13 protein-coding genes are annotated in these 21996 nt (G+C 44.5%); 1 reads left to right on the forward strand and 12 read right to left on the reverse strand.

Going from position 1 to position 21996, the window contains the following annotated elements; genetic code table 11:
* Window positions 1–102: 102 nt before the first annotated feature.
* The 3 genes from FHS10_RS20230 to FHS10_RS20240 form a co-directional block, all read right to left on the reverse strand.
* Complete coding sequence (locus tag FHS10_RS20230) at window positions 103–2385, reverse strand: GH92 family glycosyl hydrolase (RefSeq protein ID WP_259094012.1); 2283 nt, start codon at window positions 2383–2385, stop codon at window positions 103–105.
* Window positions 2386–2824: 439 nt separating this feature from the next.
* Window positions 2825–4027 carry a DUF5005 domain-containing protein gene (locus FHS10_RS20235; RefSeq protein WP_259094014.1) on the reverse strand — a complete coding sequence of 401 codons (1203 nt, stop codon included), beginning with the start codon at window positions 4025–4027 and terminating at the stop codon, window positions 2825–2827.
* 38 nt (window positions 4028–4065) lie between these two features.
* Window positions 4066–5232, reverse strand: a complete 1167-nt coding sequence (locus FHS10_RS20240) for a prolipoprotein diacylglyceryl transferase (protein ID WP_259094017.1) — start codon at window positions 5230–5232, stop codon at window positions 4066–4068.
* Between the two features lie 12 nt (window positions 5233–5244).
* Here FHS10_RS20240 and FHS10_RS20245 point away from each other — a divergent pair, with 12 nt between their 5' ends.
* A complete protein-coding gene (locus FHS10_RS20245; RefSeq protein ID WP_259094019.1) occupies window positions 5245–5394 on the forward strand; it encodes a hypothetical protein in 150 nt (49 codons plus the stop codon).
* Between the two features lie 111 nt (window positions 5395–5505).
* Here the strand turns inward: FHS10_RS20245 and FHS10_RS20250 are convergent, their stop codons facing one another.
* From FHS10_RS20250 to FHS10_RS20290, 9 genes are all read right to left on the reverse strand, one after another.
* Window positions 5506–8628: a SusC/RagA family TonB-linked outer membrane protein gene (locus tag FHS10_RS20250; protein WP_259094021.1), complete on the reverse strand. Its 3123-nt coding sequence runs from the start codon at window positions 8626–8628 to the stop codon at window positions 5506–5508.
* Between the two features lie 35 nt (window positions 8629–8663).
* A complete protein-coding gene (locus tag FHS10_RS20255; protein ID WP_259094023.1) occupies window positions 8664–10373 on the reverse strand; it encodes a RagB/SusD family nutrient uptake outer membrane protein in 1710 nt (569 codons plus the stop codon).
* Window positions 10374–10400: 27 nt separating this feature from the next.
* Entirely contained in the window at window positions 10401–13496 is a 3096-nt protein-coding gene (locus tag FHS10_RS20260; protein WP_259094025.1) for a SusC/RagA family TonB-linked outer membrane protein, read from the reverse strand.
* Between the two features lie 111 nt (window positions 13497–13607).
* Window positions 13608–14615 carry a DUF4961 domain-containing protein gene (locus tag FHS10_RS20265; protein WP_259094027.1) on the reverse strand — a complete coding sequence of 336 codons (1008 nt, stop codon included), beginning with the start codon at window positions 14613–14615 and terminating at the stop codon, window positions 13608–13610.
* Between the two features lie 36 nt (window positions 14616–14651).
* The gene (locus FHS10_RS20270; protein ID WP_259094029.1) at window positions 14652–15095 is read right to left on the reverse strand and encodes a DUF5004 domain-containing protein; all 444 of its coding nucleotides are present in this window, start codon (window positions 15093–15095) and stop codon (window positions 14652–14654) included.
* A gap of 19 nt (window positions 15096–15114) precedes the next feature.
* Window positions 15115–16866, reverse strand: coding sequence for a RagB/SusD family nutrient uptake outer membrane protein (locus FHS10_RS20275; protein ID WP_259094032.1), 1752 nt, complete (start codon window positions 16864–16866; stop codon window positions 15115–15117).
* 721 nt (window positions 16867–17587) lie between these two features.
* Window positions 17588–18415, reverse strand: a complete 828-nt coding sequence (locus FHS10_RS20280) for an alpha/beta hydrolase (protein WP_259094034.1) — start codon at window positions 18413–18415, stop codon at window positions 17588–17590.
* 20 nt (window positions 18416–18435) lie between these two features.
* Entirely contained in the window at window positions 18436–19821 is a 1386-nt protein-coding gene (locus FHS10_RS20285; protein WP_259094036.1) for an SGNH/GDSL hydrolase family protein, read from the reverse strand.
* 408 nt (window positions 19822–20229) lie between these two features.
* Window positions 20230–21927: an RICIN domain-containing protein gene (locus tag FHS10_RS20290; RefSeq protein ID WP_259094038.1), complete on the reverse strand. Its 1698-nt coding sequence runs from the start codon at window positions 21925–21927 to the stop codon at window positions 20230–20232.
* Window positions 21928–21996: the final 69 nt, after the last annotated feature.

Consider the following 21996-nt stretch of genomic DNA (forward strand, 5'->3'; position numbering starts at 1 on the left):
AATCGCGAACTTTACAGAGCGGATTTACACGCGTGCGATTGCTTCGTACCTCGCAATGACATATTTGTTATTTTATCATTAGTAAATGATACCTTTTCGCTATCAGTTGGATATGTTTTTTGACAGTGAAAACGGCTTATCCTCAACAGCCAAACCACGATTCATATTAGGCTTGTCGCCCATTTCAAAATGCAGAATACCACCATTCACGATATCGCTGTGTTTGATAAAGTTGTGTGTATAAGGCTTGCCGTTAAGCGTTGCCGATTGGATGTACACGTTTTGCTTACTGTTATTATTAGCCTCAATCACAAACTTTTTGCCATCCTCCAGCGTGATGGTCATTTTTTTAAAAGCCGGGCTGCCTATTACATATTCATCAGTACCCGGGCAAACGCTGTAAATGCCCGCCGCGCTCAATACATACCATGACGACATTTGCCCTTCATCCTCATCGCCGGGGTAACCGTTTTCGCTGGCGTTGTACATTTTGTCCATTACCTCGCGCAGGTGTTTCTGCGCTTTCCAGGGCTGACCGGCATAGTTATACATATACAACAGGTGATGAATTGGCTCGTTACCCTGGGCGTACTGCCCCATCTTAAAGGCAGCCATTTCGGTCATTTCGTGAATCACCTGACCATAGCCCCCAACTTTGATGGTGCCCGGCTCGGTAAATACCGAGTCTATTTTATCGGTAAAATTCTTATCGCCGCCCATCAGATTAATCAAACCCTGCACATCCTGAAAAACCGACCAGGTCCAGTGCCAGGCATTCCCCTCGGTATAGGGGCCGCCCCAATCCATCGGGTCAAAGGGTTCTATCCAGTTGCCTTTGGCATCTTTGGCACGCATAAAGCGGGTTTTAGGGTCATACAGGTTTTTGTAGTTATACATTTGCCTGCCAAAAACATTTTCATAATAAGCGTTATTGGTTTGTTTGGCCAGTTGATAGCCGCAGAAATCGTCGTAAGCAAACTCTAACGTCCAGGCGGTTGCGCCCAGGGTTTGGGGGGTGTAGGGTACGTAGCCATCGGCAAAATATTCCTTCCAGCCTGTCCTGCCGTTTGCACTGCCCCATGGCCCTTTGTTGGTAGCCTCGTGGTAGTACGCCGCCAATGCCTGCTTAGGATCAAAGGTGCGGATACCTTTTACCCAGGCGTCTGTTAACAGCGAGATAGCGTGATTACCTAACATCCCTCCTGTTTCGGCCGGGAACGACCAGGCCGGCAGCCAGCCGCATTGTTGCTGGGCATCTAACAAAGCCTGCACATATTGCCCCTGCATTTTGGGATGAATAATGGTATTAAGCGGAAACTGCGCCCTGAAGGTATCCCAAAAACCATTATCGGTATACATAAAGCCATCATGCGTTTTGCCATCGTACGGGCTGTAGTAGTAAGGCTTGCCATCTTTCCCATACTCAAAAAACTGGTGCGAGAATAGGTTAGCGTGATACATACAGCTGTAGAATGTAGCCTTTTCATCTTCGGTAGCACCTTCAATTTTCATACGGCCAAGCAGCGTATTCCAAACCACATCTGCTGCTTTACGGGTTTCATCAAAGTTTTTGTAGTTGCCAAGCTCGGTTTGCAGGGTAAGCTCGGCCTGCTCCGGGCTGATGTAGCTTGAAGCCACTTTGGCCTGTACCGTTTCGCCGTCTTTAAATTTAAGATATGCGCCAATGCCATCCCCTTCCGCAATTAAGTTTTTGGGCGATAGCTGGTCTTTTTTGTTTTCCCAGGTGCCATAAGCGGCAAATGGTTTATCAAAAGTGATCACAAAATAATTTTTAAACCCCTGCGGTGCCCAGCGGCAGTTGTTTACCCAGCCAATAATTTTACGCTCCTGCGGGATGATCTTCACCATGCTCATTTTGGTGTAACCATCCAGTATAAGGTATGATCCCTGCCCTTTAGGGAACGTAAACCTAAGGTGAGCACCACGTTCGGTAGGTGTCATTTCGGTGGTGATGTTATTATCCAGTTTTACTTTGTAGTAACTGGGTTGGGCGGTTTCGTTTTCATGCTTAAAGCTGGTGGCGCGTTTATCCTCGTTAACCACTAAATCGCCGGTTACCGGCATCAGCGAAAACACGGCATAATCATTAACCCATGAACTGCACTGGTGCGATTGCTGAAAACCACGGATAGTGTGCTCAAAATATTGATATTTCCAGCCATCACCATTTTTGCCGGTTTGGGCCGTCCAGGTGTTCATACCAAAGGGCAGCGCGGTGGCCGGATACGTATTGCCATAGCTAAACTCGTATTTGGTGTTGGTGCCCTGGCGGGTGTTTACATATTTAACCAAGTTGTCGTTTTGTGCAAACAAGGCATTGGCCCATAAAAGCGCCGAAACGCATGTAAGTAACCGTGTTTTCATTGGTGTTTATAATGTGGTTATGCAGGCTTGATACCTGCATCTGATGTACAAATATAATCAATAAATCGATTTAGCAAAAGATTATTTAAAAACTGTATTTTATTGAAATAACAAAAAATGGCACTTTTCTATTTCCATCTGACAACTACTGTATGTATACATCTTTTGGGAATTGTATCACCGAGCAAAAACGATGTCATTTCGAACGAACCGGAGTGGGATTGCGAGCCGGAGGTGAGGAGAAATCTCCTATACGAGCAGCCATGTTTGCTCATCGCTTGTATAAGATTTCTCTTTCGCACCTCGCTCATGCCCCGTCTTCGCTCGATCGAAATGACACCTTTTCTTTTTTAGAAAGATGTGTACATGATTGCTCTCAAGAGGGTATTCGCGCGAGGCCCCGCTTTTTTTATTTTCCTGTCTTGATACCTGATACTTACTACTTGATACTCGAAGCAATTTTCATCCTGATAAACCTCGGCCTGTACAAATTGGGATGCTTCATTAAATCAGGAATAAAATCTACCGAGTTAATGTTATAGCTAATCAGCAGTTCGCCGGGGGCGGATAGGCTTGGGTGGGCTTTGGCGTTGTATACTACAAAGGTCTTTTCCTCCAGGTCGGGCCTGCAATCCCATACTTTAATTACGGGACCAAACGGACCGTACGGCGTAGCGCCTATGCGCATACCTACATTGGTACTCATCCCTCCTACCTGGAAAATAAGGGCGTACCTACCGTCGGGCAGGGCGGTAAGGCTTAGTTCGTTCGATACATTATCGGTAACGTCGGCAACTTTGCTCATATCGTTTACCCAATTGGTGCCGTCATAAAACGTCCACTGATCAAATTTTTCGAAGTCCTTAGGCAAAACACGCGCAACCAGCAGGTTTTTACCTATGCCACGCACACCATAAACATAGATATAGCCATCTGGCTTTGGCGCACCGGCTTTAGCTGTATTTACATAGATGCCTGCGCCAAAAGAACCTATATCGCCGTTTTTATCGGTGAGGTAAAAGGGCGTATCCATTTGTTTCAAATCCATGTAAGGCGGCTGTGAGCCGGCTGGTATTTTGATCAGCGTATTACCAACCTCTTTAAACCCAAAAGCGCCGGTGCCAACATTACGTACCCGGTAGCCAAATATGTAAATAGCGTTATTCAGTTCCTGGTTTACAAAACCATCGCCCAACCAGTAATAATCGTTGATTTCGGTTTGGATGGTGCGGGGTATAAATACAGATTCGGCTGTGCCCTGTTTATCGGTATCCCATGAAAATTTCATTTGCGCATCTACAGGTTTGTTGCCTTTAAGATAAGCCACCGTGTTGTGGATCATTTTATAACCCGGCGCCATGGTGCCGTTCTCCAATTTACCTATCATGCTGTCACTAAAGATAAACAGCACCTGGTCGTTTGCTCTGGCGGGTTTGTTTTCCACGCCGTTGAGTGGAATGGAGTAAATGCCATCACCACCAAACCAACCTGCCTGGCGTTTGAGCAGGGCGTTCCATTCGGGGGCCGTCTCAACAGTAAATTTTAAATCGGTAAGGTTAACCGGCTGTTTGGCGGTTTGCGCTTTGGTTTGCAGGTTTAGGGCAAAGCAAAATAACAGGCAGTATACTGCAAACTTCTTCATTTTTTAAACAGGGTTAATCAATAATCGGGTATACAAATTTACGCAGCTGCATGTTGCCCATGCAAGTTATTTTTGCGGTTAAGGATAATGAAGGCAAAGCCCGTAAGCCCCCCTAACACCATTAAAAAACCAATAAAGCCAGCCTGGGTAAACATTAAGCCAAGGATATTATATTTAGGGTTGATGCGGATCTGCTCTATCAAAAAGCGTTCGCCTCCATTTAAAATGAGGTATAAAAAGAACATCGCGCCCGGTGTTTTAATTTTATCCCTGAAAGCCCACATCAGCATAAAAAATGAAATGCATATGGTAGCTTCATAAAAAGGTGTTGGGTAAACGCCATGCAGCAACTGGTTGCAATAATTACCATCACAATCGGGCAAAGGCAAACCGGCATTGATGGCGTTGTGCGGATATTTGAACGACCACATCCATTGCGGCAAAAAACCGGGTTTAGGATGATCATTTACGATCCCCCAATCGCCATCGCCAGAAAGCTGGCAGCCTATGCGGCCAATGCCATAAGCCAGCATCATTCCCGGCGAACCAATATCTGCCAGGTGAACCAGCTTCATTCCTTTTTTATGACCGAGGTACAGGTAAGTAAGCGCACCAAAGATCAATCCACCGTAATAAGAAAAGCCCCGCACATTAAACAATGTTCCCAAAGGATCGTACCTGAAATTATTCCAGTGCTCTACCGTATCAAAAAGTTTGGCCCCGATGAAACCCAAAAAGCCCATAAAAAAAACCATCAGCCCCATTAATTGGTATGGGTGTATGGTAATTGTTTCTTGTTTGGGTATTTCCAATTCATTTTCCTTTTTATCGGCATAAACCCAAAAACCAAATACTGTAGCGGTAAGGATGCCCATTACCAGGTTCCCCTTCATAGATAAAAGATAAGCCTGCGGATTGGCAAAAAACTCGGTGTAATTAAAAATGGCTCCAAAAGCTTTGAAGCCCAGGAGTAAACCCAATACCGAATTGACCGTAATATCTAACCACGACGCCTTGCCCCCTACCAATATTTCCCTTGTAAACCCATGTATTTTCCCCAATGTCTCATAGCGTTTAAACTCGGCAATAAATACCAGGTAGGTGAAGAAAAACGATAGCGCCACAAACAATCCCAGCGTTTGAATTGGGAAAGTAAAGTTTATACCAAACAGGTAATAAATGAGGTGGCCTATAGTGGGAAACATAGTACTAATTTAATGATAAAGAATATCAAAAAAGAAGTGATGCACATTAAAAAAGAAGTCATGCTGAACTTGTTTCAGCACCCCACAGGACAGGCTAACCAACATAATGACAACTTTGCATATGGGGTGCCGAAACAAGTTCGGCATGACCTGATGTCTTAACGTACGTCATTCCGTATGCGATAAGACCTACGAAGTTTTAGAAACTTCGTAGGTCTGGAATTTACAATTTGTCATCGAAGAAAATGAAGTGATGGCATGATACTTTAAATCCTAAAACCCTGCCTGTATCCCAATATTAATTACCCGTTGGTTGATGTAAGCATCACCCGCGGTATTAGTAGCCACTTCGGGATCTTGCTGATATTTTTTAAAGTTATCCCAGGTAAACAAGTTATAGGCGCTTAAATAAATACGGGCGTTGTTAATTTTAAACGGCAGCATTTTGGACGGTAACTGGTAACCTACATCGATGGTTTTTAGGCGGATGTAATACGCGTTAATTAACCAATAATCAGAAAAATAAGCCGTTGGGCTATTTACCGATGTTGGGTTAGTGGTTAATCTTGGGAATTGGGCTGTTGCCGCCGTAGCAGGTGTCCAGCGTTCTTCGTGTATAGGCTGAAACTGGCTTTGGAAAGGCTCGATACCTGTACCCAATACCGCGAAACTATAGTTAAACGAGCCTGCGAACAGCGCGCTTATGCTAAAGCCTTTGTAAACCGCCTGCAGTGATAAACCCAATGAAGTATTTGGCAGGTTTGGATGGCCTATGGCACGCTGATCAAACACGTTGATCTGTCCATCGCCATTTAAATCCTGGTATTTCAAATCACCCGGTTGTAAAGGCAAACCGTTATCGGGTACTGCAATCGGGTCGCCTACGTTTGAGCCACCGTGAGCGGCCTTATAGGCGGTAATTTTGCTGATATCATCGGCAGTATAATACCCCAGGGAGTGGTAACCAAACTGCTGGCCAATTGGCTGCCCGGTTTTAGCAAGCCATGGATAAGCCGGCGCAGCTTCGTCCTGGAAAAGGATTTTGTTTTTGGCATATGAAAATACAAAACCAACATTATACTGCACCCTGCCAAGGGTGCTATGGTAGCTAATTTGCCCATCAAAACCATGGTTAAGGGTTTTGCCGATATTTACGGCCGGTAAGCCAACACCCAAAATTTCTGGCACGCTGCCTGGAACAATCAATTGATCATACCTGATATCGTGAAAATAATCTATCGTGGCCGAAATTTTATCGTTAAACAAGTTCATATCCAAACCAATATCGGTTTTCTTGGCGCGCTCCCAAACTACGTTGGCATTGCTTAAAGCATCTTCATAAATGGTACCATAGCCGGTAGGTGTTTCACCAAAATAGTAGCCGCCACCTTGTTTGTAAACCTGGTTGTATACATAGCGGTTGCCCGGCGCGGCATCAGAGCCTACCAAACCATAACTGGCCCTTACCTTTAACAGGCTGAATACCGGGAATTTATCAGAGAAGAATTTTTCCTTCGCGATGTTATAACCAATACTTAAAGCAGGGAAATAACCAAAACGGTGATTGGCTGCAAACCTATCGGTACCGTTATAGGCAATATTAAATTCCAACAGGTATTTCTGCATATAATCGTACCCTAATTTACCCGATACCCCCTGGAACTTTTGCGGCACAGCTACCAACGACGCGTCCAGCAATGATTGCGCGTTATAGGTTTGTGATGTTTGGTTAAACAACAGCAAACCGGTTACGTGATGCGCATTGCTAAAATTATGATCGTAATTGGCGTACAACTGCACATCATAATTATTGCTGTTCATATCGGTATTACCTGTTAAAACATAGGTGGAGTAAACATAAGTGCCCCCCGGCTGCAATGAGTACTGGTTGTTTGTTGGATTGTAGTGATATGCGGGGATACCACCACCGTTAAATATTTGCTTGGTAAACTGCTCTATACTGGAGTAAGCCACCCGGCCGGTTAATGATAGGCCGTCTGTTAAAGCATCCAGTTTTTGAGTTGCGCCAAACAGGAAGTTAAAATCGGTACGGCGCGAGTGCTGGTAACCGCCTGCGGCCAGCCTTGCATTCAGTGTTGGTAAATGATCGGGGTTAAAAGACGAATAGGCGTAGGAATACGATCCGTTCGGGTTTAAATAGGGTGCCGTAAAGGGTGTTTCCTTGGTAAAATTATAGATCTCGCCTACTGCGTTCTCGTTATAAGGCTGGTTAAGATCAGAAAAACGGGTGGTTACATCCAAACGTAGATCTAAAGTTTTATTAGCCTTCAAATCCAGGTTGGAACGAAAGTTATACCGGTTAAAGTAATAGTTGGTGTTTACCAGACTTTGCGGATCGGCAAAATCACGTACCAAACCGTTTTGCTTTAAAATACCACCTGATATAAAATACTTTAACGCGCTGTTACCGCCAGAAATATCCAGGTTTGTATTGGCCTGGTAGGTGTTTTTCTTAAATATCTTGTTATACCAGTCAACATTGGGGTGCCCGTAAGGGTCATCGCCATTTTTAAAGTGGTCCAAATCCTGCTGGGTAAATGTGGTTGGGATGCCATCATTTGTCTGGGCCTCGTTGATCAGTAATGCCGAATGGTAAGAATCTAAAAAAGTAGGCGTTTTTGTAGGCGCCTGTACACCGGTTTCAACCCGCAGGTTAACCTTTGGCGCGCCGCTTTTACCACGGCGGGTGGTTACCACCAATACACCGTTGGCACCTTTAATACCGTAAATAGCGGTAGTTGATGCATCTTTCAAGATCGAGATACTTTCAATTTCGTTTACGTTGATCTGCTGCAACTGGTCATAGCTGTACTGAATATCATCAACAATGATTAAGGGCTGGTTACCGGCGGGGTTTAGTGAGCTTACACCACGAATGTAAAAATCTGATGCATCCTTACCCGGCTGGCCCGACGCCTGCTGCGAAAAGAAACCCGGCAATTTACCGGTAAGCGCGTTTTGTACGTTGGCTGTTGGTACCGTACGGATATCGGCGGCAGATATTGAACTTACCGCGCCTGTATTGGTTGGCCTGCTCCTTTTACCGTAACCTACTACAGCTACCTCATCTAAACCGTTGTTATTGGTTTGCAGGATAATATCGGCAGTGTTGCCATCTTTAAACGCGTACTCCTGCGGGATATAACCGATGAATTTTACGATGATTATATTTGATTTGCCTTTAAGGACAAGACTGAATTTACCATTGGCATTGGTAATTACACCATTTGATGGCAATCCCTTTTCAACCACCGACGCGCCCGGCAAAGCACCTGTAAGGTCGCGCACGCTGCCTGTAACAGGCTTGTTTTGCGCAAACACCACCACCGGAACCATGGCTATTATTATTTGAAAGAAAAGTATGAATTTTCTCATAACTGCTTAATTAATTGGTTAAATTGATTTAAGGATTACCATCCGGGGTTTTGTTTCATATTCGGGTTCTTTAACACTTCGTCGTACGGTATTGGATACAGGTACATTTGCGGCGAAGTAAACTTGGTGGTGAGCGCGTTAACAATGTTATATGTTAAGCTCGATCCTATTTTGGTGATAGACATCCCTTTTAGCGGTTGGTTCATCAGGGTTTCGGCTGTTTTCCAGCGGCGGATATCCCAGTAGCGGCTCTCTTCAAAGGCAAACTCTATGCGGCGTTCGTTATGGATGGCATCGCGCATTTGAGCCTGGCTCATACCTGCTTTCAAGCCATACAAACCGTCGCCGCCTGCTGTAATACCTGCCCTTTTGCGAATGCTGATCATAGCACCATACACATCGCTGGTTGCACCGTTAACCTCATTTTCAGCCTCGGCATAGCCCAATAATACATCGGCATACCTGATGATGATCCAATCGGCATTATGACTTTGGAAACTGTTGCTATTTTCTTCGTTACCCATAAACTTGCGCATGTAATAGCCTGTAAGGGTTTGCTGTAATGAGGTGTTGGGCTTGCTCATACCACCTTCATAAAGCTGCAGATCGCTATTTAACCAGCGTGCGCCATTGTAAAAAACAGTACCCGTAAGGCGAGGATCGCGGTTTTGATACGGATTGTTGCTATCATAGCCAGATGTGGGATCGGTAATAGCTAACCCGTTATTCATAGGATAGGCATCAACCAACTGCTGGCTTGGGCTGGTTTGGCCTTTGGCGGCAGCGCCGGTAAAGCCGATAGGCGCGTTGGTGCTTTCAATAATGTTATCGGCGCCGGTTTGCCTTATCATAATCATTTCAGAATTATTCTGCGTTATAAACTGGCCTGTGAAACTGTTAAACAGCGAATAGCTATTCAAATTCATCACATCCTTAGCAGCGGCAGATGCTGCGGCCCAGCGGGCTACACTGTTATCGGTATAACCGGTTAATGGATTTGATGCATCAATGTTGCCACCATTAAACAAAGGACTTGCTGCATATAATAAAACTCTTGCCTTTAAGGCCAGCGCGGCTCCTTTGGTAACCCGGTGCGCATCGGCATTTGGGTTAGCAACCGGGGCGGTTAGCAGGGTGTCTTTAATGGCATCACATTCGCTTACAATATATTTGATACAATCAGCAAACGAGTTACGGGGTAGGGCTACGTTATCACTAATGGTATAAACTTTGTTGCCTAACAAGGGCACGCCACCATAGCGTTTTACCAGTTCAAAGTAAAAAAAGGCCCGTAACCATCGTGCTTCGCTTTTCCACACGTACTTTTCCGAATAGCCGTTGTATTTAGCCATTACCGGCACTACATCAATGTTATTTACAAAAATGTTTGCCCTGCGGATGCCGGCGTAATAATAAGCCCATAGGTTTTCATCGGCGGGTATGGTGTAGGAGTTATAGCCTGCCGTAGCCAATATGGTAACCTGGGTTGTGGTAGATGATGCCGATGACATAGCATCATCAGATGCAGCATCTAAATAATCGCCGCCAACCCTGTTGTGGCCGCTTTTCATTACGGGATAAATGCCGTATAAAAACTCCCGTGCACCAGTGCCTAAGGAATCCTTAGGATCGAACACATAACTGATGCCCACCTTATCAACCGGAAATTGCTCATATTTTTTACAGCCTGCCAATATTATCACTAATGCTATGGCCGCTATGCTTATGTTTTTAATTCTCTTCATGATCATAATTTTAATGTTGGCCAAAAACTATAGCTTAATGTTTACACCCGCGTTAAACACCCTTTGTATAGGGTAAACCAAACCATTCACCTCCGGGTCTACCCCTTTGTAGCCATAAAATGTGTACAGGTTTTCGCCATTGGCAAACACCCTGATGCCCGATAGCCTTAACTTATGTGCCCATGCATACGGCAGACTGTAGCCCACTTCGGCATTTTTAAGTCGCATATAATTACCAGAGCGGATGTTACGGGTTGATAGCAAACCGTTATTGACATTACCCGTTGTGGTTAAGCGTGGTGCTGTAGCTATATCGGCGGTCTCTGGTGTCCAACGGCCGGTTAAGGCGTCGTATCCCTGGCCCGAGTATATGTTACCAAACGGACCAATGCCCGAAAAACCATTTACCAGGTTACTGTTATAAATAATCTGGCGGTTGGTTACGCCCTGTAAAATCACGCTCAGGCTAAAGCCATCATAATTGAACCCAAATGACGAGCCGTAATAAATAAGCGGCTTATTATTGGTAATTGGTGCAACATCAAACTGGTTAATCACGTGGTCGCCGTTAAGGTCTTTGTATTTTACGTCGCCGGCCTGTGGGGTGTAGCCTGTGTAGGTGGCGCTGCTTGCGGCATCCTGGGCATCCTTAAAGTAGCCAATGGCAGTGTAGCCAAATACCACATCAGGTGCCAGCCCTGTATGCTTCATCCATGGGTACGGAACAGGTTCTTCATCGCTGAATACATTAATAGCCCTTTGTATCGATCCGTTGCCACTTATAAAGTAGTTAAAGTTACCTACATGATCCTGGTAGGTTAAGGTAAGCTCGGTTCCCTTGTACAACTTAACACCAATGTTTTCGGCCGAGTAACCTGTACCCAACAAGGCTATACTGTTGCCGCGGGTTTGCAGCAGGTCGTAATACCTGTCGTGATAATAATCGGCAGTAATTTTAAAGTGATCTTTAAACAGGGAAATATCCGCGCCTATATCCAGCTTTTTAGCACTCTCCCACCTGATGTAAGGGTTAGCCAATGTATTTTCATTGTAGCTTTGAATTACACTGCGGGCTGTACCCAAAGTATACGGGTAGCCAATTGATGTGCTGTAGGTTTGCAAAAAATTGTAGTAGCCAAAGTTATCTACGTTGGCATTACCGGTTTTACCATAGGTTGCACGCCATTTCCATGAGCTTATCCAACTGATGTCTTTCATGAAACTTTCCTGCGCCATTTGCCAGCCTAAACCAAACGCATAGAATGTGCCGTACTGATGGCCAGGCGGATACCTGTTGTAACCGCTGCTGTTTATCGATGCTTCAAAAAAGTATTTGCTATCGTAATTGTAACCTAACTTAACGGCTCTATCGGTAGTAACACCCGAAAGGTCATAGTTCAACACCGTCGACCGGGTATCATACAGCACCATGCCACTCACGTTGCTTTTACCAAACTGCCTTTCGTAATTAATGGCTGCCTGTGCAAAAGAGTAACGGGCACTTGATACCGTAGCAAACCCGTTTGACTGCGAGATAGGCGTTCCCACTGCCGAGTATGTACTGTCTTTATTAAACAGGTAGCTGTTATTCTGCAAGGAACGGTTCACCAAACCCTGCGATTCAAAAGCCAGGTTACCTTTTAATTTTAGTGAAAGCCCTGGAGTTACGCTGCTTAAATTATAATTCAGATCGAGGTTGGCCATTACATCGTTACTGTTGGTGCGCTGGTAGCCCGAAAACTCCGATTGGGCCAGCAGGTTATTGGTAAACAATGTGGTACCTGCAAATGAGCCATTAGGGTTATAAACCGGGTAAACGTTATTAGGTGTATTGTACAGGGTGTTTAAAATACCCGCGTAACCTGTTCCTGGCTGGGTGGCCTGCTGAATACGACCAAACAATTGCAGGTCGACAGTAAATTTTTTGGTAACGTTCACACTCAGATCAGAGTTGATCACGTAGCGGTTTAAATCGTTATTGGTGTTATAGGTAGATGCCGGCGCTGTGTTAAACATCCCCTGCTGATCAAGGTAGCTTAACGATACGCTGTATTGTGCCACATCGGTACCGCCATTAACATTCAGCTTGTAGCTGCTTAAAGGCGAGTTATTGCGCAAAAGGGTTTTAAACCAGTTTACATCCGGGTGATGGATCGGGTCGGTATGGTTGCGGTAGGCATTAAAATCATCGGCAGTATAAATAGCAGGCTTACCATCATTTTGTAAAGCCTCATTATATAAATAGGCGTATTGATAGGCAGGCAGCGGTGTAGGCAAATCCAGGGGATGCTGTGAGCCAACCTCGGCCGTAAATGAAATACGTGGCGCACCGGCCTGGCCGCGTTTGGTAGTTACCAATAGCACGCCGCGTGAACTGTTGATGCCCAGTAATATATTCGATAAGGCATCCTTTAAAACCGATACCGATTCAATACTTTCCGGATCGATAGAAGAAATTTCACGCTGCACCCCGTCAATAATGGTGATAGGTGCCTGTCCGCGCAGCGATAAACCAATTTCGGTATTATCATTTGCCGAGTAGTTGTTGTGCTGTACCACGTTACCAACAAAGTCGGCCACGGTTTGGGTAGCTGTTTGCGGGGTACTAAAGCCACTGTATTGCTGCGTATATAAACCCGCCAGCTGGCCCGGTAAGGCATAGGTATATAACGATGCCGGTGTAGTGGTTAACTGATTATTGTATATGGTTGATACCGCGCCCAAATTGGCCGATGCCTTTTTGGTACCGTACAGCACATCAATTGTTTCCGGCGATTTAAGGTAGGTATCCAACAACCTAACCGTTAGTATGCCCTTGTTTTTAAGGGTAACCTGGCGTGTGTTGTAATTATCCCTGGTAAAAACCAACTGGTCGTTAATACCCGCGTTGATCTCAAAGTGACCATCCTTATCGGTAACAGCCACATCGGTTTTACCTTTTATGGCAACCTTAACCCCTTTTAAAGGGTTGGCAAATTCATCAAGCACCATCCCGCTTACCCAATCAGGATGGGTACTACCCCTGCCTGTGGTATCCTGCATGGCTGCATACCCGGTTTTTACCAGCATAAGCATCAATATCATGAAACCTGTAAAGCATTTCTTTAAGTAGCAATAAGCCATAGTATAAGATTTAAATTGTTGGCAATAATTAAAATATCGTTTTAGCAGATGTAAGGGGACTGCAGCTATTTTACAGCCCCTATCTCACATCATTATTGTATTAAAATTGGTTTACGAGCACTTAAACGTGTACACAAACGGGGCATCGGTATTGCCGTAGCCAACCTTGGTCGCCCCAGTTTTATCGGTTATGAAATACTCTATTTTGGTTATGGTTTGTGTACCCGTAGTGCCAAAGAACGACTTAGGCCAAAACGTGATCTGGTATTTTTTGCTGTTTGATGTGGTTTGCACCATTTTGGTTTTATCCGTTTGCTCGCACACGCTAATCGTTTTGCCATCGCTGGTGTAGGCTGTGGCGCACAGATAAGTTTCTGTTGGATTGCCCTGTATTAACTTGGTATCAACCACAGTACCATCAAAAGTTAGGGTGATGATATCGTTATCTAATGATTTTGGCGGGTTAATGGTTGTTAACTGCGGATTACAAAAGTCAACCAAATCGCCGGTACCTCCGGTTAATTCAAAGCAGTCGGTTACCTTTTCACTGTAATAAGTACCGTTGCTATCGCTGGTAAAGCCATTACCTGTATCGGTAATTACATAACCCAGTTTTACCAGGGTATTATTGCCATCGGCCCCCATTTTAATTTTGATGTTCAGGTCGCCGGATAGGGCATTACCATCGCTGTGCGGATAGGCTTTATCTGATTGATAGGCCACCCATTCCATGTCGTCAATTAAGTTACCACCTATCTGAAATGTTTTTTTCATGTAAGCAGGCCAGTCTAATCCGCCACCGTTTTTTGCAACTGTACCAGCCGGTATCAGGTTCATGGTACCGCTACCCAAAGGGCCGTTATAAGTAATGGTAGTGTTTTGAGCCGCCTTCCAGCCTTTGGGCACCAGGAAACCGAATATCAAATAATCGGGACCGCCGTTGCCCACGGTTGGGATGTTGATATGAACGGTAATAGGCACTACCGAACCTACGGTGGCCGTAGCAGGCTGATCGACCCCGGTAATGATTTCGCCGCAACAAGCTAATATAATGGCAATGGATATCAAAGCGCAGCACTTCCACAACCGTTTACCTTTAATATGTAAATATGATCTCATAAATTCTATTAGTTTATTTGTTGGTGGTTGTGTTTTTTAATTGGTTTTTTGTAATACGTACACGTAACTGTTGTTAGGGCAACCCGGACTAAACGTTATAGTTAGTTGCCGTTTACCATTCACAATGGGGTAAGTAAACGGAGTTGCAACGGGTGTGCCGCCGGTGGCCGTAAACGTTATTTTAAACGGATATTTAGGATCATCCAATGAATATTGGCCATCGGCATCAACCAAAAAAGGCAGTTTGTTTTCCAGGTTGTAAGCGCCTGCCTTAAAATTTACCCTAAACTTTGTAAAATCGATAATACTGGTTAAATCGGTACCGTTACGGGTAGCGCGGATCACCTGCCAGCTGCCGGTAATATCTTTTACAGGTTCGGCTACCGATAAAGGCTTTTCGGTTTTGCATGATGCCATCAGTATGGTTGCCACAGCTATCAGCAAAAGGTTTATTTGATAAAATATGTTATTCTTTTTCATCTGTTATATCTTATAATGATCAATAACCGGGGTTTTGTAACATCGTTGCCGATTTTGCCACCTCGGTTTGCGGGAAAGGCCACAGGTACATTGCCGTACGGAAATTGCGTTTTCGTACCGGGAATGTTTTGTAGCTAACAGTACTGTTATTCCTATCTACCTCCATACCGTAGGTTTGTACATTTTCGGTTTGGTCGGCAATTTTCCAGCGCCTTACATCCCAAAAACGATGTTCTTCAAAGGCAAGCTCAATGCGGCGCTCATGCTGAATAACGGTACGCATATCGGCCTGGCTTAGCCCGGTTGGCAATTGGTATGGGTTTAAACCCGCCCTTTGACGAATGGCTTCAACCGCCTGGTAAACCAGCGTGGTAGGACCGTCATATTCATTAGATGCTTCGGCGTAGTTTAGCAGGATCTCGGCGTAGCGCATCAACGGCCAGCATCTTTTTGTGGGATGGGTAAAATCCTGCGATACCGCATCCGGATCCAGCATTTTATTGGTGTAGTAACCTGTACGGGTACCTACGTTCACCGCATCCGGTCCGGTGGAGCGGCCCATATACGTGCCGATAAAAATATCTATAGGTGTTTTGCCCGATGCCAGCCTTACCTGCAATGGGGTTTGATCATGAATTATAGTATAATCCAAACGCGGATCGCGGCCAAAGTAGGGATTTTGCGGATCGTAGGTTGATGTTGGATCGGTGATCAGTTTACCGTCGGCCATCGGGAAAGCATCAACAAGCCCCTGTAATGGCAATGCGCCATTTTTTCCGGTACGTGATGGCGGTTGCCATAAGCTTTCAAAATCGGCATTTGAGCCGCGCATCAGCTGAAAAATATATTCCTTATTAACCGGCAACGTAAACAGGTGCTGAAAACCGTAGCCCGGCGCGGTTGTATTATCAATATTCAATTGATAGGCGCCGGTACTGATCACAGCAAGCGCGGCTTCTTTAGCCAATCTCCAACGCTCTTTATCATAGCTTGCATAACCAACCAATTCTTTGGTAGCACCATCCCCTATTGATTGCCCGTTAAACAACGGACTTGCCGCATACAGTAACACCCTTGATTTAAGCGCCAGGCAGGCCCCTTTTGAAGCCCGGCCATAGGCAAGTCCGCTTTGTACCAGCGGCAGGTCATTGGCCGCGGTATCACAATCGGCAAGGATGTAGTTTACCGTTTCGGCGTAGGTGTTTCTTTTGGCAGGAATAGCATCGGTATAGTTATAAATACTATCCTTTACGATGTGTACACCGCCATAATGTTTCAATAAAATAGCGTAATACCATGCCCTTAAAAAGTGGGCCTCGGCACGCATTTGTGTTTTAGCAAAAGCATTAATGGGCGATTTAGGCAAATTGGCCAGTAATTGATTTACCGCCCGGATGTTGATATAGCTATTTTTGTAAGCATCGTCGGTAATAACCGCTGCGTTTACCGTGCCCGATTCAAAAGCCAGCGCTGTTGAACCTGCCGATGTATAAACCTCGGCCTCGTCGGATGCGGCATCGAGCCCACCGTTTGTTGTTGGCGATAAAATAGGACCGTACAAAAACCTGCCGGGGTTAAAGCTAAAGCCAACACCACTATAAATGTTTGATAAAAATGCCACCGTATTGGCACTATCGGCAAACACCGTAGGTTTGGTTAAGTTTGAAGTGACTGTCTGGCCCAAAAAGCCATCCTTTTTACATGAAGCCATGTAAAAGAGCGAAAGCCCCATCAGCGGATAAAAAAGAAACCTGAAGTAAATTTTTTTCATATTATAGGTTTATTTACAATAGCACATTTTACACATAACCCGATTTTTTCAATTATAGAAAAATCGATTTAGCACATTTACATAATCTTTAGCAGATTGTGTTCAAAAAAGTAAGTATATGAATAACTGGTTTATAACAGATGTTTAATCTGACTGCTAATTTAAATCATAAAAACGATTTAGCAAATTTTTTTCACACTTTTTTTAAATTTATTTTCTTTGCATCAAATGCCTTTAAAAATTAAAAAAGTGTTTAAAAACCGGGCTTAACATTATAAGCCCGGTAAATTTATTTGGGTTACACTAACCCCTGTTAAATAGCTCAAAACACAATAGTTATTGAGGCGGATAGTGTTGGTTTAAACAGACGTATACTCCATCATGTCCTTGCGAAGCAGGATTAACCTGGAAAAAATAGCAATGACGTCTTTAAAACGTCTGTCATCCTGAACGCAGTGAAGGATCTATTCTACGCCATGCCTATTCGCCCTGTAAAGTTCGCTAATAGATGCTTCGTGCCTCAGCATGAGAGGGTGGAGAGGATAGTTTGTTACGTCATTTCCACCTTCACGGTCCACAGGATTTTAAAACCCGTAATGACATATATATCTTCATACTGCTATTCGCACCTCCTAACTTGCAACACCTTTTCCCGCTAATCCTTCATTATTCGACATTGGACATTCGGTGTTCGATATTAGATCCTCGTAAGTCCTCTCCCCTATTTTTGCTTATTAAAAAATCGGCTAAAAAACAGCATCTGGTAATTGATGGAGTTGCCCCAATACTCCCAGTTATGGGTGCCTGGTCGTACTGTAAAATCGTGCGGAATTTTGCGCATCAGCAACTCATCATGCAAAGCGGAATTCACCTTGAAAGTAAAGTCATCATACCCGCAATCAAAAGTAATGGCTAATGAGTTTGGCTTAATGAGGTAGACCATGTTGATCACCGTGTTTTTTTCCCAGGTATCGGGGTGCTCGCTGTATTTACCCAGCATTTGCTCAATACCAAAACTATCAGCAAATGGCCTGATATCAACTACACCACTCATGCTGCCTGCCGCGCCAAATTTGTCCTGGTGTTTAAAGGCAAGGTACATAGCACCATGGCCGCCCATACTTAAGCCGGTAATGGCACGGCCACTTTTATCATTGATGGTAGCGTAATGCTTATCTATATAATTAACCAATTCGGTACCTACGTAGGTCTCAAATTGCCATTCCTTATTCGCGGGGCTATCAAAATACCAGCCGGCAAAAGCACCATCGGGGCATACAATAATTACCTGGTATTGATCGGCAAGGCCGGCAATGGCCGGTACTTTGGTAATCCAATCACTGTAGTTACCGCTAAAACCATGCAGCAGGTATAGCACCGGAAACTTTTTGTTGGTATTGTAACCTGCCGGTTTAATCACCACGGCTTTAATATCCTTGTGCATAGCATCGCTATGGGTTAAGGCGGTATCAACGGTGGCAGCATTTGCTTTTATAAAGGTTATAAAGCAGGTTATTAACAGTAGAAGTGTTTTTTTATAAGTATTCATATCAAATAGGTTCGGGTATTTTATTTTATGGCAACAATTGTTATGCGGTGGTTTTGTGGTTTGTTAATGGCATAAATTTGATTGGTAAGCACGTCCATCTCCATTTGCCATGCATCGCGCAGGCTCTTATAACGGGCACGGCTGTAGTTGTCCTTATTGCCGTTCACAAAAATATCCTTCACCGCGTATTTTTTCACCGTATCCATGGCGGCATTGCTATCGTTATACAACAAGCCTTTGCCTCTTAAAAAATCATACTGCATCCACTTGTACATCCTGGTACGGCGCTCAATATCCCAACGCTCTTCGTTTAGTTCCCTGATCTGGATAGCCTGCTGGTATTGAGGTGTACTGGTGATCTCGGCCAGGTTTAATCCATTTGAAAGCTGATCTGCCGATGTAGCGGCAATCTGTTCACCATCAATTTTCACTACATAATTGCCTGCTTTTAACCCTTTAACTGTTAACAGCTCCTGGTTAAATTCTTTGGTGAAGGGCACCACTTTCAGCGCTTCGGCCTGTTTTTTACGATTGCCCCAGGCACGAGGAATAGTATCAATAGGATAAGGCAATGAATTGGCCAGGTAATTAAACCCTACTGAATCGGCATCGGCAGCAACATTACTAACACGACAGTTAACCGCCTTTAAAACTTTTTTGTTTTGAGCGTTGATGGCAAAATCGGCAACCGACTGATTATCCAGTCCCTGCGCTTTTAAAAACAGGTAAGCCATCACCAGGTGACCGTCATTATCCGGATGAATACGATCATTAGGTGTTAAGCTGAAGGTTGAATCTTTAGCCTGTTCGCGCTGGTTAATGGCCGTCATCGGGTGAAAAAAATCAACATAACCATAACCATTGTTCTTAGCGGCAGCTTCCTGGAAATCAATGATTTTTGAAAATGCCTGAACCTTACCGGGGTAAAGATTTTGTTTGTTAAACTTTGATGCAAAATCATAGGGCGAACCCAGGATAAAGATCTTTTTAATATCTGCCCGTTGTTTTAACTTATCCTCAAGCATGCCATAGTATTTATAGCTGCCCTCAATCCTTTTATCCATAAAATCCTGCGCATCTTTACGATACCATTCAAAGTAACCACTATCATTCATACCCCAGGTAAGGGTTAAAATATTGGGCTTTTTGCTAAACACATCATCATCAAACCTATCGTAGATCTGGTTAATGGCATCGCCGCCAATACCCACGTTGAAACAGGTAATACGTGCGTTTGGGAAATGCGTCATGTAGTACAGCCAGATGTACGAGTGGTAATGCCCGCCATCGGTAATACTGTTACCTACAAATGCCACCCTGTCGCCAGCCTTAAACGGCGCTATTTTTTGAGCGTTTGCTAACAAACTCATGCCCAGGCCGATTAGTAATAAAAAAACTTTCTTCATTGTATATTAAGTTCAAAATTATTCTTGTACTACGCTATGACAAGTCCATCGTGTCATAACTGTATTTATTGAATCGTCATTGCTTCATCGTTCCTCCTACCCATGACAAGTCCACCATGTCATTGCGAGTAGTAAAATCCGCGGACTGTGAAGGTGGAAATGACAACATCGCCCCCTTGTCATTGCGAGGAACGAAGCAATCTCGTCGCCATGCATATTCGCTCTGTATGGCTACGAGATTGCCACGCTGCGCTCGCAATGACATATTTTTATATTTGTCATGGGTAGGAACGAAGCAATCTCATGCTATACAGGGCGGATCTGCATAGTTCGCGATTGCTTCGTTCCTCGCAATGACATAGTTTTATATTGTCATTCCACCATACTCACTACCCTTACATTCTCCCCTTACAACCCCACCAGCGAATACGGTACCCTTACCCCCTTTACCTGGTAATAGTTAGGATCCTGGTTATTATTAAAGCAGGTTTGGGTTGAACAGCTGCCACCATCTGCATTGTAATTTAGGCAATAGGTTAACAAAAGCTCATTATGCCCGTTATTAAATTGCGGGTGAATGGCCGGCGTGTAGTACTTTGCCAGGTGTCCGTTATAGGTATCGTTAATGGTAAAAACCAGTTTTGGCGTAGTGAACGGCCCTTTAGGATTTGTAGCCGTGGAAATATAAATGTTATGGTTCCCCGGATCGCAGAAATAGCCCAGGTCGAGTTGCATCATTACATATATACCGTTCACTTTTGATATAATGGCATTTTGCTGCGTGGTGGCACCCGCGCCTACCGTGATAGCAGCTGTTGAGGCCGATTGTAAACTTGAAGACCAGCCGCTGCCGGTCCAAAACGTCCAAACGGTTGGGTTATTAACCGCGAAACGCGCCAGGAATACATTTAAAGTATTGAAATAAACACTCTTGCTGCCATATACATAAACACTATCGCCGGCGGCGTTTTTACACATACCATTTGAAAAAATCACATCCGATTGTCCCGACATGCCGTTTGGTGTTAACCTGGTGGCCGCGCCCCAGTTTAAGCCTGTAGTATTCTGGTTAATGGAATACAAAGACTGGTTTACGGGTGTTGAGCCATTTGCCGATTCATAGGTGTATACCAAAACCTTACTGCCCGCCTCGATGCCAATGCCAGGCCAGCGGTAAGTACTGTTATGATCGCCCGGACTTTCAATAATTTCTAAATTACTAACCGGCGAATTGGTGGTTGTGATATTAGGGGTTAAGGATTGATCCCAGCTATGGCTTGCTGGCTGCAGCAGTGCCGAGTTATGGTATTTAAAAAACTGGCAATACAGTTGCCCGTTTGATTGCAGCTGATCGGCCGCGTAAGCGTCCTCCGTTATCCATAATACTTTGCCGTTATTGGTGCCGTAAGTGAGCGGGATACTTTTACCTTCATCAAAAGCAACGGTACCGTTGGTACGGTGAAAAAAGTTTACCACATCATCATCGCGGTAAGCTTCGGCGGTAATGCTGTTTAATATCCATTGCTGGCTGGTATTTCCGCTTACAAAAGCCTCCTGAGTTATGGCTGTACCATTACTGGTTGATGCCCCTTCGTTGGTTACCGCCAGGCCATTACCCACATTTATAATTTTGTAAACATTAGTGCCTACCGATTGAATGTACCACTGCTGGGCATTGTTGGTATTGGCTTTATCCTGCCATAAGCCTATACCAGGCGTAGTAGAGGCCAATGGTACTTCAAGGTATTTACCGCTGGCAACATTCATAAGTTTAAATTTGGTAGTGCTGGTGATAGCGCCTGTACCTTGCTGAATAATATACCATTTTTGATTGGGGTTGGTAGCTGTACCGCTGCCCAGGTACTGATATTGCTGCGCACCATTGCCGTCGTTGAGCATGCCAATGCCATTGATCTCGATGATCTTACTACTGGATACATTACTGATGTAAAATGTACCATAGGCGCTTACAGGCGACCCCGCCAATGGAATTTTGGCCCCTACCGGGTTGGTGGCAGGCGCAGCGGGTTTGGTAGATTCATCGCGTTTGCAGGCCTGCAGTAAAGCGGTGCCTGCAATAAGCAGGGTGAATAATTTTGTTTTCATAATTTGGTTTGATAAATGGTTGATAGATATAGTATTTATTATTGGTTTACATAAATCGTTTTAGCAAAT

Origin of the sequence: Mucilaginibacter dorajii (genome assembly GCF_024808255.1) — a bacterium.
Taxonomy (GTDB): Bacteria; Bacteroidota; Bacteroidia; order Sphingobacteriales; family Sphingobacteriaceae; genus Mucilaginibacter; species Mucilaginibacter dorajii.

Bases quoted from the DNA above. Each gene is read 5' to 3' on its own strand.
- FHS10_RS20230 (WP_259094012.1), bottom strand. From the start codon at position 2,385: ATGAAAACACGGTTACTTACATGCGTTTCGGCGCTTTTATGGGCCAAT.
- FHS10_RS20235 (WP_259094014.1), bottom strand. From the start codon at position 4,027: ATGAAGAAGTTTGCAGTATACTGCCTGTTATTTTGCTTTGCCCTAAAC.
- FHS10_RS20240 (WP_259094017.1), bottom strand. From the start codon at position 5,232: ATGTTTCCCACTATAGGCCACCTCATTTATTACCTGTTTGGTATAAAC.
- FHS10_RS20245 (WP_259094019.1), top strand. From the start codon at position 5,245: ATGATAAAGAATATCAAAAAAGAAGTGATGCACATTAAAAAAGAAGTC.
- FHS10_RS20250 (WP_259094021.1), bottom strand. From the start codon at position 8,628: ATGAGAAAATTCATACTTTTCTTTCAAATAATAATAGCCATGGTTCCG.
- FHS10_RS20255 (WP_259094023.1), bottom strand. From the start codon at position 10,373: ATGAAGAGAATTAAAAACATAAGCATAGCGGCCATAGCATTAGTGATA.
- FHS10_RS20260 (WP_259094025.1), bottom strand. From the start codon at position 13,496: ATGGCTTATTGCTACTTAAAGAAATGCTTTACAGGTTTCATGATATTG.
- FHS10_RS20265 (WP_259094027.1), bottom strand. From the start codon at position 14,615: ATGAGATCATATTTACATATTAAAGGTAAACGGTTGTGGAAGTGCTGC.
- FHS10_RS20270 (WP_259094029.1), bottom strand. From the start codon at position 15,095: ATGAAAAAGAATAACATATTTTATCAAATAAACCTTTTGCTGATAGCT.
- FHS10_RS20275 (WP_259094032.1), bottom strand. From the start codon at position 16,866: ATGAAAAAAATTTACTTCAGGTTTCTTTTTTATCCGCTGATGGGGCTT.
- FHS10_RS20280 (WP_259094034.1), bottom strand. From the start codon at position 18,415: ATGAATACTTATAAAAAAACACTTCTACTGTTAATAACCTGCTTTATA.
- FHS10_RS20285 (WP_259094036.1), bottom strand. From the start codon at position 19,821: ATGAAGAAAGTTTTTTTATTACTAATCGGCCTGGGCATGAGTTTGTTA.
- FHS10_RS20290 (WP_259094038.1), bottom strand. From the start codon at position 21,927: ATGAAAACAAAATTATTCACCCTGCTTATTGCAGGCACCGCTTTACTG.